Consider the following 8,445-nt stretch of genomic DNA (forward strand, 5'->3'; position numbering starts at 1 on the left):
CACCTATCCACCACGATCTCGACACCAACAATCGACCCTAGGATCGACCCAGTAAAGGAACTTACGTACCATGAACACAATCACCATTGAAGCCCTGAAGATGTCCTACTCGTTGCGCCTCTACGCTGCGCAAAAGGCGGAAAAGCTGCGAGACGATAGCGGGATGTCAACTATCGAATATGCATTTGGCTCGCTAGCCGCCGCGGCGCTGGCCGGCGTGCTGTACTTGGTGGTCAACGGCAGTGGCGTCTCCTCCGCCATCGAGGACGTGATCACCGACGCACTGACGAACACCCCGACGTAGATGACCAGCATTGAGACCGCGCTCTCGCTCTCCGCCCTGGTGACCGTCGCTGCGGCAATCGTCGCCGGGATCGCCACCGTGGCCACCTACATCGCCGCCGTCGACACCGCCGGGGCCGCCGCTCGTGCCCACGCCATCGGCGTGGACTACGAGCCGGTACGCGGGCATGTCGACATTAGCGAATCCGGTGGGATCGTCACCGTCACCGCGAACGTGCCCGCAGCGCTCGGGCACATGCGGGCGACGGCGCGCTACCCGGTCGAATACGCCACCGGGGGTGCCAAGTGAAGTTCTCGCGCAGCTTGGGCGATGAGTCCGGCTCGGCGACGGTGGTTGCTGTCGGCATCATCACCGCAGTGGTGGCGCTGGCGCTTTCCGTCATCGCCATCGGAGCCCGGGCCGCCGACCAGCACCGGGTGCGCATGGCGGCTGATCTGGCCGCGGTGGCCGGAGCGACGGCGCTCTACACCGGCGGCGCGGCCTGTGCGGTTGCGGAAGAAACCGCACGGCTTAACGACGCCGCCGCGCAGGCCTGCGACATCGACGGCGGCGACGTCACCGTGGAAGTCAGCATCGCCGGTGCGCGCGCGACCGCCAAAGCCGGACCGGTAGAGGAAGGGAGGTGAAAGGAGGGCGTTACGCGTTTGGCGTCGTGAAGCTGGCCTCGGCAGTCATCGACGCCAGCGCGCCCAGCAACTTCAGCGCGGCGTGTTTGTTCAGCGGCTGGTTGCCGTTGCCGCACTTCGGAGACTGCACGCACGACGGGCAGCCGTCCTCGCACTGGCAGGAGCGCACCGCCTCAAACGTGGCGGTGATCCACTCGCTAAAGCGGGCGTAGCCCTCATCGGCGAAACCTGCCCCGCCGGGGTGGCCGTCGTAGACGAAGACCGTCGGCAGCATCGTGTCCGGGTGCAGCGCCGTCGACACCCCGCCAATATCCCACCGGTCGCACGTGGCGAGCAGCGGCAGCAAGCCAATCGCCGCGTGCTCCGCCGCGTGCAGCGCACCTGGGATCTCCCCGGCGGCAATGCCCATTGCCTCCAGGGCGAGGGGGTCGATGGTGTAGGCAACCGCGCGGGTGAGCAGCGTTTGCTCGGGCAGGTCGAGCGGGATGTGCTCGGAGACGGTGCCGTCGGCAAGCCGCACGACATAGCCGGTGACCCGGTCGGTGACTTCTACGTCCACGCTTGTCACCCACAGCCCCGGAGACGGGTTGCAGCGGGCGGTGGCTTCGCCCAGGATCGCGATGTCGGTCGTCGAGCGCGCCTGCGTGGAGTAGTCAGGCGAATCCGGCACCACCAGCGCCACGTAGTTCTCCAGGTCCAACTGCTGGACCACGAAGGACTCGCCCTGGTGCAGGTAGACCGCGCCGTCGTGGACCTGGGTCGCGGCGCGCGCCGCATCCACGGTGCCCAGCAGCCGCCCGTCGGTGGTATCCACGATCATCACCTCTTCGCCCGCGCCGCCGCGCAGCGATACAGACGCGTGGGCGGTCTCCGGGGTGAGCTCGCCCTCGATAAGTGGGGTGGCGAACCAGCCGCGGGGGCGGCGTCGCAAAAAGCCCTCCTCGGTGAGTTTTTCCACCACCTCGTGGGCACCGAAGGCCTCAACGTCAGCCTCGGTGAGCGGGCGCTCCACTGCGGCGCAGTAGATATGCCCGCGGAGAATGTATGGGTTGTGCGGGTTAAACACTGAGGTCTCCACCGGTTTGCCCAGCAAAGCCTCCGGGTGGTGGACCAGGTAGGTGTCCATCGGCTCGTCGCGCGCCACCATCACCACTACCGACGCCTGCCCACGTCTCCCCGCGCGGCCTGCCTGCTGACGGAAGGACGCGACCGTGCCCGGGAACCCGGCCATCACCACCGCGTCGAGCCCGCCGACGTCGATGCCCAGCTCCAGGGCGTTCGTCGTGGCCAGGCCCAACAGGTCGCCATCGTCGAGCGCGCGCTCTAGCTTCCGACGGTCCTCCGCCAGGTAGCCCGCGCGATAGGACGCCACCCGGTTTGCCATATCGGCGCGACCCGCCACCACCAGGTCCTCCTGGGCGCGCAACGCCACCGTCTCCGCGGCGCGCCGGGAGCGCACAAACGTCAGGGTGCGGGCACCCTCCTTGACCAGCGTGGCCATGATCGCCGCGGCCTCGGTTGAGGCGGCGTAGCGCACCGGAGCACCGTGCTCGCCCTCGGCACCCTCGATGAACCCGGGCTCCCACAGGGCGATGGTGCGGGTGCCGGTTGGGGCGGTGTCGTGGGTGATTGCGGTGACCTCGCGGCCGCACAGGCGGGACGCGTGCGCGGCGGGGTCGGCCGCCGTCGCGGAGGCGAAGACCACTACCGGGTGCGCGCCGTACGCGGCCGCGATCCGCAGCAGGCGGCGCAGGACGAGGGAGACGTTCGCGCCGAAGACGCCGCGGTAGGTGTGGCACTCGTCGACCACGATAAAGCGCAGGTGGCGCAGGAAACGCGCCCACCGCGGGTGCGCGGCAAGGATGCCGGCGTGCAGCATGTCCGGGTTGGAAAAGACGAAGCGGGAGGCGTCGCGGATACCAGCGCGGGCTTCCGTCGGCGTGTCCCCGTCGTAGGGGGCGGGGTGAACCCCGGAAAGCTCGTCGATCTGTGAGGTCATCCGCGCCGTGGCCTGCAGCTGATCCGAGCCGAGCGCCTTCGTAGGGGTGAGGTAGAGCGCACACGCCGTCGGGTCCTGCGCCAGCGCAGTGAGGATGGGCAGCTGGTAGCCCAGCGACTTGCCCGAAGAAGTACCGGTGGCAAGCACCGTGTCGTGGCCCTCCCACACCGACTGCGCACATTGTGCTTGGTGGGCGTAGGGGGAGGTGATGGTGGCGCCGATAAGCAACTGCTTGAGCGACGGAAGAACCCACTCGGGCCAGTCGGCGAACTGCGCGGGGGTAGCCTCGCACTCCTCGACGTGCGTGATGGTCGAGGTGCCAAAACGCCCGCGGAGCTGGGCAATGAGCTCCTGGCCGAGCGAACTGGGCGGGGGAGTGGGGCGGTGATCAGTCATGACACCGAAAAGTATGCCATCTTGCTATGCCAAACCCTCGAAGTCATGGCAGACTGGTGCGTGGTCAGAAGATTTTGTGTGCGCCCTTGAAAAGGTGCTCGCGAGGTTAGTTGACGCGGGCACCAGGCACTTAGAGATGGTCCTGGTGGACGACCAAACACATCTCACCCAAGTTTTTTAGTGAAAGGTTTCACCATGGCTACCGGAACTGTGAAGTGGTTCAACGCAGAAAAGGGCTTCGGCTTCATCGCACCGGACGACGGGTCCTCCGACGTCTTCGTGCACTACTCCGAGATCCAGGGTTCGGGCTTCCGCACCCTGGAGGAGAACCAGCAGGTCGAGTTCGAGGTGGGCGAGGGTGCCAAGGGCCCGCAGGCCCAGCAGGTGCGCGCGCTGTAAGCTTCGCGCTTTTTGAGTAGGGCCTCGTTGCCGGTTTTGTCCGGTGGCGGGGTCTTTTTGTGGTTCTGGCGGAAAAGCGTGAAAGATTCGACCGTTTTTTGGGGCGGTTTTGCGTTTCCCCAGGTCAGCGAATGGTAGTATGTGGAATCTCTCACGGGCTCACTCGCCAAGCCCCCAGACCCCCTACAACGACGACTGCCCCCGGCGCTCGTCGCGCCAGTCGAAGAATTTGGCCTGCAGCTTCTGTATGCCGAAGCCGACGAGCGAGCCGAGTAGGACGCCGACCACCATGCCGAGCAGTGGGATGTCGGAAAACAGTGCGCCGCCGGCGTAGCCGATGCCCACGGAGAGGATCGCCCAGATGATCACGCCGATGGTGTCGTAAAAGAAGAAGGCGAACCAGTTGTAGCGCACCGAGCCCAGCACGATCGTGGCCACCCAGCGCGCCCAAGGCAAAAAGCGGCCGACGATGATGGTGGGCCCGGCACCGCGGTGCATGTTGCGCCGCACCCACAGGATGGCTTGGCCTGCCTTGGACTCGGGGTCGAGGCGTTCGACGAATCCGATGAGGCGGGCGCCGAGGGCGAAGCAGAGGTTGTCGCCGATAATCGCGCCGATGATCGCGGCGGCGATGACGGCTTTCACACTCGGCACGCCTTGGGAGGCGGCGAAGGCACCGGCGAGGTTGAGCACGGTCTCCGAGGGCACGATGGGGGCGAGCGCGTCTGCGATGATGAGCAGGGTGACCAGGGGGTAGAACAATGGGGTGCCCATGAGCATGTGGAGGAAGTCGATGAACGGGTCGAACATTTCCATGGGAACCTCCTCTCAAATGCCTGCTCACGGCGTTGCACCGTGCGGTGCGTCGAGTCTACGATACGCCCTCGGTGGGGGAGTGTGCAGCGTCGCGTCTGCTACAAATATTGGTGTTTGAGATCCGGCTTTCATTCGCGCCAGCCGGAGGTGTGCATATACTGCGTGGAAGCGAATGTATCGCAGCGGTACATATATATAGGTGCGAATCGAGTTTAGAGCGAGGTGTCACGCAGGGTGACGGGAAACGGCAAGACGCTGGTCATCGTGGAGTCGGCGACGAAGGCGAAGAAGATCCAGAAGTACCTGGGCGAGGATTACATCGTCGAGGCTTCTGTCGGCCACATTCGCGACCTGCCTGGCCGCGCTGCGGATATTCCCGCGAAGTACAAGAAGGAGCCGTGGGCGAAGCTGGGTGTGAACCCGGACGCCGGTTTCGCGCCGATCTACGTGGTCAGCCCCGACAAGAAGAAAAAGGTGTCTGACCTGCGCGCCAAGCTCAAGGAGTGCGACAAGCTCCTGCTCGCCACAGACCCGGACCGCGAGGGCGAGGCGATCGCGTGGCACCTGTTGGAGACGCTGAAGCCGAAGGTGCCGGTGGAGCGCATGGTGTTCAACGAGATCACCGAGTCCGCGATCCGCGAGGCCGCCGAAAACACCCGCGAGCTGGACATGGACCTCGTCGAGGCGCAGGAGACCCGCCGCATCCTGGACCGCCTGTACGGCTACGAGGTCTCGCCTGTGCTGTGGAAGAAGGTCATGCCGCGCCTGTCCGCGGGCCGCGTGCAGTCCGTTGCTACCCGCGTGATCGTGGAGCGGGAGCGCGAGCGCATGGCGTTCATCGCCGCCGAGTACTGGGACATCACCGCCTCGCTTATCCCGCAGCAGGGAGAGAAGACGGAGTTCGACGCGAAGCTGGCCACGCTCGATGGGCAGCGCGTGGCGCAGGGGCGCGACTTTGATGACCGGGGAAGGCTGAAGGGGGAGGCGGTGGTCGTCGATAAGCAAAGGGCCCAATCGCTTGCCGACGGCCTGCAGGGCCGCCCCATGCACGTCACCGCCGTCGAGGAGAAGCCGTACACGCGGCGTCCGCACGCGCCGTTTATGACGTCGACCCTGCAGCAGGAGGCGGGACGCAAGCTGCACTTCACCTCCGCGCGCACGATGCGCATTGCGCAGCGACTGTACGAGAACGGCCACATCACGTACATGCGTACGGACTCGACCTCGCTGTCCAAGCAGGGTTTGCAGGCCGCGCGCTCGGCGGCGACCGAGCTCTACGGTGACAGCTTCGTGTCGAAGTCGCCGCGCACCTACGACCGGAAGGTGAAGAACTCGCAGGAGGCGCACGAGGCGATCCGTCCTGCGGGTGAGCGCTTCGCCACCCCGGGTCAGCTCGGCAACGCGCTGGATGCGGAGGAGTTCAAGCTCTACGAGCTGATCTGGCAGCGCACCGTGGCCTCGCAGATGGCGGACGCGCGCGGCAACTCCACCAAGGTCACCGTGGCAGGCGAGGCGGAAAGCGGCGAGCGCGCCGAGTTCACCGCCACCGGCCGCACCATTACTTTCCCGGGCTGGCTGCGCGCGTACTCCGATACGAACGACAAGGAGACGCACCTGCCGCAGCTCGCGGAGGGCGACGCGCTGGACGCGACGAAGCTCAGCGCCGATGAGCACACCACCAATCCGCCTGCGCGCTACAACGAGGCCAGCCTGGTCAAGAAGATGGAAGACCTGGGTATTGGCCGCCCGTCGACGTACGCCAGCATCATCAAGACGATCCAGGACCGCGGCTACGTGGTCACCCGCGGCAACGCGCTGGTGCCCAGCTGGGTCGCCTTCTCCGTGATCGGCCTGTTGGAGAACAACTTCGACGCGCTGGTGGACTACGACTTCACCTCGTCCATGGAGGACGAGCTGGATGAGATCGCGCACGGCAACGAGGACCGCACCGAGTGGCTCACCGGCTTTTACTTCGGCGACGCAGACGCGGACGAGAACATGGCCGAGGCCGTGGCGCGCCGCGGCGGGCTCAAGCACATCATCGAGGCCAACCTGGAGAGCATCGACGCCCGCCAGGTCAACTCGCTCAAGCTCTTCGAGGACGCCGAGGGCCGCGACATCAACGTGCGCGTCGGCCGCTACGGCCCCTACATCGAGCGCCAGGTGGGCGTGACCGAAGACGGCGAGCCGGAGTACCAGCGCGCCAACCTGCCGGAGTCCTCCACCCCGGACGGCATCACCCTGGAGCTGGCGGAGAAGCTCTTCGCCACCCCGCAGTCCGGCCGCGAGCTGGGCGAGAACCCGGCCAATGGCCGCATGGTGGTGGCTAAGGAGGGCCGCTACGGCCCGTACGTCACCGAGCTCGTGCGCGACGACGAGCGCGAGACCGCCGAGGCGCACGCCGAGGAGGTCATCGCCGCCGAGCGCGCCGAGGAGGACAAGCAGCGCGCCGAGGAAGGCAAGCGCAAGAAGAACTGGGAGACGAAGACCGCGGCGAAGCAGAAGGAGAAGCGCCTCGGCGAGCTGGTCAACGAGCAGCTCAAGCCCGCGACTGCCTCCCTGTTCAAGACGATGGAGCCGTCCTCGGTCACCCTCGAGGAAGCACTGCAGCTGTTGAGCCTGCCGCGCGAGGTGGGCACCGACCCGGCCGACGGCGAAGTCATCACCGCGCAGAACGGCCGCTACGGCCCGTACCTGAAGAAGGGCACGGACTCGCGCTCCCTGGCCAGCGAGGACCAGATCTTCAGCATCACGCTGGAGGAGGCCCGCCGCATCTACGCCGAACCGAAGCGCCGCGGCCGCGCCGCCGCCAAGCCGCCGCTGAAGATGCTGGGCGACAACGACGTCTCCGGCAAGCCGATGAGCATCAAGGACGGCCGCTTCGGTCCGTACGTCACCGACGGCGAAACCAATGCCTCCCTGCAGCGCGGTGACACCCCGGAGACCGTCACCGACGCGCGTGCGAACGAGCTGCTCTCCGCCCGCCGCGCCCGCGAGGCCGAGGAAGGCCCGAAGAAGGCGACCAAGAAGAAGGCCACCAAGAAGAAGGCGACCAAGCGCGCGAAGAAGACGGTGAAGAAACCCACGCAGACCACCAAGCGCGTGATCAAGGCCGGCTCGAGGAGGAAGTAAATGCTCGCCCGCACGCGCCGGGGCATCGCCGCGCTTATCGACGCCCTGTTGCCCCACTCCTCCCTCACCCCAGAACGCGCAGCGTGGGCGGTCGGCGCAGACGCGGCCGGCATCGCCCAGTGCGCCGGGTGGAACAAAGCCGCGCTGGTGGCCGAGCCGCTTTCGCGCGTCGCCCTCGCCGCCGTCCCGCTGCGCGTGAGCCGGGACCCGGTCCTGACCTGCGCAGTGCTCGCCTCCGCGGTGACCGTCTTCGAGCAGGAGCGTGTGCCGCACGCGCCGTCTGCACTCGGCGTCAGCACGCTAGCGAGCGCGCAGGCCGGCTACCTCACGCGCCTTGTGCAGCGGGGCGCCGCGGTGGGCCGAGTTGGACTTGCTACTGCGGTAGGCGCAGTTGCCGCCGGTGGCGCGATCGCCGCGTGGGCGGATCGCCGCCTGCTGCCCGCCACCCTCATCGGTGGCGTGGCGGTGGCCGCGACGGCGGCAGCGGCAAACGATCCGGCCTTCCGCGCCAACACGAACGATCCGGCGCGCGAGGGCCTAAGCCACGGTGCGAACCTCATACTCAGTGCCGAGGGGCTGCGCCTGCTCACGAATGCGGGCCTGGTCGGCAAGGCCTGCGATGCGGTCGGCCTGCCCGCCGGTTTGGGGGAGCGCGGCGCGCGTGCGGCGGTGTCCTGGGCCGGCTCGATTGGCCAGCTCCTGCTCGTTCACGGGCTCAGCGCCCGCGACTAAGACGCGGAACTAGTAACGGTCCGCCAAGGTGGAGCGCACCG

8 protein-coding genes are annotated in these 8,445 nt (G+C 67.0%); 6 read left to right on the top strand and 2 right to left on the bottom strand.

The window, feature by feature from the left end; genetic code table 11:
• The first annotated feature begins 100 nt into the window (after positions 1-100).
• From HMPREF2990_RS10020 to HMPREF2990_RS10030, 3 genes are read left to right on the top strand one after another with little or no spacing between them, the layout of a single operon-like run.
• Positions 101-304, top strand: coding sequence for a DUF4244 domain-containing protein (locus HMPREF2990_RS10020; RefSeq protein ID WP_070764555.1), 204 nt, complete (start codon positions 101-103; stop codon positions 302-304).
• Positions 305-592: a hypothetical protein gene (locus HMPREF2990_RS10025; protein WP_070764493.1), complete on the top strand. Its 288-nt coding sequence runs from the start codon at positions 305-307 to the stop codon at positions 590-592.
• Positions 589-930, top strand: coding sequence for an Rv3654c family TadE-like protein (locus HMPREF2990_RS10030; protein ID WP_070764494.1), 342 nt, complete (start codon positions 589-591; stop codon positions 928-930). Before HMPREF2990_RS10025 ends, HMPREF2990_RS10030 begins: the two co-directional genes overlap by 4 nt.
• A gap of 10 nt (positions 931-940) precedes the next feature.
• On the opposite strand, the gene HMPREF2990_RS10035 is transcribed toward HMPREF2990_RS10030, so the two are convergent.
• Positions 941-3,325, bottom strand: coding sequence for a DEAD/DEAH box helicase (locus HMPREF2990_RS10035; protein ID WP_070764495.1), 2,385 nt, complete (start codon positions 3,323-3,325; stop codon positions 941-943).
• A 195-nt stretch (positions 3,326-3,520) separates the two neighbouring features.
• Here HMPREF2990_RS10035 and HMPREF2990_RS10040 point away from each other — a divergent pair, with 195 nt between their 5' ends.
• Positions 3,521-3,724 (top strand): cold-shock protein, encoded by a 204-nt coding sequence (locus HMPREF2990_RS10040; RefSeq protein ID WP_034996968.1) that lies wholly within the window; start codon positions 3,521-3,523, stop codon positions 3,722-3,724.
• Positions 3,725-3,907: 183 nt separating this feature from the next.
• On the opposite strand, the gene HMPREF2990_RS10045 is transcribed toward HMPREF2990_RS10040, so the two are convergent.
• A complete protein-coding gene (locus HMPREF2990_RS10045; RefSeq protein WP_366105570.1) occupies positions 3,908-4,540 on the bottom strand; it encodes a DedA family protein in 633 nt (210 codons plus the stop codon).
• 234 nt (positions 4,541-4,774) lie between these two features.
• On the opposite strand from HMPREF2990_RS10045, the gene topA reads away from it, so the two are divergent.
• Together topA and HMPREF2990_RS10055 are read left to right on the top strand one after the other, a co-directional pair.
• Positions 4,775-7,672 (top strand): type I DNA topoisomerase, encoded by a 2,898-nt coding sequence (gene topA, locus HMPREF2990_RS10050; protein ID WP_168167143.1) that lies wholly within the window; start codon positions 4,775-4,777, stop codon positions 7,670-7,672.
• Positions 7,673-8,404 carry a hypothetical protein gene (locus HMPREF2990_RS10055; RefSeq protein ID WP_070764497.1) on the top strand — a complete coding sequence of 244 codons (732 nt, stop codon included), beginning with the start codon at positions 7,673-7,675 and terminating at the stop codon, positions 8,402-8,404. It abuts the gene before it with no gap.
• The last annotated feature ends 41 nt before the right edge of the window (positions 8,405-8,445 follow it).

It is taken from the genome of Corynebacterium sp. HMSC071B10, assembly GCF_001814825.1.
Classification (GTDB): Bacteria; Actinomycetota; Actinomycetes; order Mycobacteriales; family Mycobacteriaceae; genus Corynebacterium.

Coding starts and splice junctions, on each gene's coding strand:
- HMPREF2990_RS10020 (WP_070764555.1), top strand. CDS start 101: ATGTCCTACTCGTTGCGCCTCTACGCTGCGCAAAAGGCGGAAAAGCTG.
- HMPREF2990_RS10025 (WP_070764493.1), top strand. CDS start 305: ATGACCAGCATTGAGACCGCGCTCTCGCTCTCCGCCCTGGTGACCGTC.
- HMPREF2990_RS10035 (WP_070764495.1), bottom strand. CDS start 3,325: ATGACTGATCACCGCCCCACTCCCCCGCCCAGTTCGCTCGGCCAGGAG.
- HMPREF2990_RS10040 (WP_034996968.1), top strand. CDS start 3,521: ATGGCTACCGGAACTGTGAAGTGGTTCAACGCAGAAAAGGGCTTCGGC.
- HMPREF2990_RS10045 (WP_366105570.1), bottom strand. CDS start 4,540: ATGGAAATGTTCGACCCGTTCATCGACTTCCTCCACATGCTCATGGGC.
- HMPREF2990_RS10055 (WP_070764497.1), top strand. CDS start 7,673: ATGCTCGCCCGCACGCGCCGGGGCATCGCCGCGCTTATCGACGCCCTG.